General features: G+C 38.5%; 1 protein-coding gene. It reads left to right on the top strand.

Annotated elements, in window-relative coordinates:
- Positions 1-8 precede the first annotated feature (8 nt).
- Positions 9-1919, top strand: coding sequence for an ATP-dependent DNA helicase (locus AC1DSB_RS18420; RefSeq protein ID WP_477587318.1), 1911 nt, complete (start codon positions 9-11; stop codon positions 1917-1919).
- Positions 1920-2177 lie beyond the last annotated feature (258 nt).

Below are 2177 nucleotides of genomic sequence, written 5' to 3'. Positions count from 1 at the left end.
GGATCACTATGAAGCAAACATTACCATTTGCACTAACGAAAGACCGCTCTTTTTTTGAATCACTAGGTGATTGGATGGGAGACGTTCTTTATGATGAACTTCCTGAAAAAGGATTCGAATGTCGTGATGAGCAGATTTATATGGCCTATCAGATTGAAAAATCTTTGAAAAATAAAAATGTTTTGTTTGCCGAAGCTGGCGTAGGAACAGGGAAGACGATTGCTTATTTACTTCCGGCAATTTCCTATGCGCGATACACAGGAAAACCTGCTTTGATTTCGTGTGCTGATGAGACGTTAATTGATCAGCTCGTTAAAAAAGAAGGAGATATTCAAAAATTACAAGATTCACTAGGATGGAACATTGATGTCCGTCTGGCGAAATCACGTGACCAATATTTATGTTTAAAGAGACTTGAGCACGAACAAAAAACGAATGATGAAGAATTCCTGGAACAAATTGAAGATGGAATTCCTGATTTTGTGTACGGTCATCAGTCGCTCCAATCGGTTTACCCATACGGAGAGCGCAGTGCTTTTCCGGATGTCAGTGACGAGGATTGGCAAAAAGTAAATTATCATCCGATTCAGCAATGTGCCGTTTGTGATATCCGCAACCGTTGCGGTCAAACGATTCATCGACAAAATTACCGTGAAGCTGGAGATTTGATCATTTGTTCGCATGATTTTTTAATGGAACACATTTGGACAAAAGAATCGCGTGTGCGTGAAGGACAAATGCCTTTACTTCCTGACGTTTCGATGATTGTACTGGATGAAGGTCATTTATTGGAATTCGCTGCTCAACGTGCATTGACTTATGAAGTACAGAGCCAAACGCTTGTGTCATTGATTGACCGTGTCGCACAGGATGGCGTACGTGAAAAGACATTGCAATTGCTAGAAAGATTGCAGGACTTACATGATGATTTCTTCAAAGAATTGCTGACTCATGCACATGGTGAAGAAGGAGAACGTCTCCATATAGATAAAACAGACCGCGTTCTTCAGCTAGGCCAACAGCTTGTGAAATTAGTAGAACAAATTTTAGAAGAATTTGTATTTGAATCAGAGCTTTATACGATTGATGAATATGATCTTCGTATGGTAGAAGAATACTTGGAACAATATGTATTTTCACTCCAATTATTTGTTCAAAATGGAGATGCGGTCGATTGGTTGGAAGAAAAAGATGGTATTGAGACATTAGTCATCATGCCACGTCTCGTAACAGATATTTTAAATGAAAAATTATTCACAAATAAATTGCCTGTTGTTTTCTCTTCAGCCACTTTATCGGTTAATAAAGACTTCACCTATATTTCAGATGCTTTAGGTATCGATCAGTACCATTCGTTTAGTGTTCCATCTCCATTTGATTACGACCAAGTAATGCAGATATTTGGTCATTCTGTCGATAGTGAAACGAAAGCAAAGAAAGCACGAGAACTACTCTTGCAATCTAAAGAGCCCACCTTGTTATTGTTCAAGTCGAAGAGTGATATGGTGAATTTTGAAAATTCCCTTTCAGTTGAAGAAAGAATGGGTATGGTTTTTGAWGGAGAACGTGAATTATCATCCATTGTGCGTGATTTCCAAGCTGGGCATATCGCTACATTATGTTCATACCATTTATGGGAAGGGCTTGATTTGCCTGCAGAAGCTTTAACACGCGTGATTATATTTGATTTACCTTTCCCTCCGCATGATCCTTTGTTCGATGCGAAACGAAAATTTTCTAATGATCCTTTTGCAGAAGTCGAATTGCCGTTTATGTTGTTACGCCTTCAACAAGGAATTGGCCGTTTGATACGGACATCTGCCGATCATGGATCCATCCACTTGTTACTGAATGATGATGAAAAGCAATTGAGTACAGATTTTACACATATACTCCCAGTAGAAATATCATGGGTATAAAGTAAAGCCCATCCTGATAAATAGGCTCAGACTGAAGACAAACTCGCATTTTTTGAGTTTGTCTTCAGTTTTTTTATTAAATTTTTTGGAAGTTAGCATTGAAGGGGAGTAGTGCGATTTCCTTTCAAATATTGTTTCGTACAAAATCCTTTATGAGGTGCTCCAGTTTCTCCCCTTGGTGTAGCTTTGAAATAAAGTCGTACCGTTTATAAAAAAGATGTACCGTTATATCCCTTTGGATATGGTTATCTAAAGGGG

This window comes from Paenisporosarcina sp. P4_E4_2 (genome assembly GCF_056401595.1).
The sequence above is the reverse complement of the archived record's forward strand: the minus strand, read 5'-3'. Positions and strand labels throughout refer to the sequence as shown.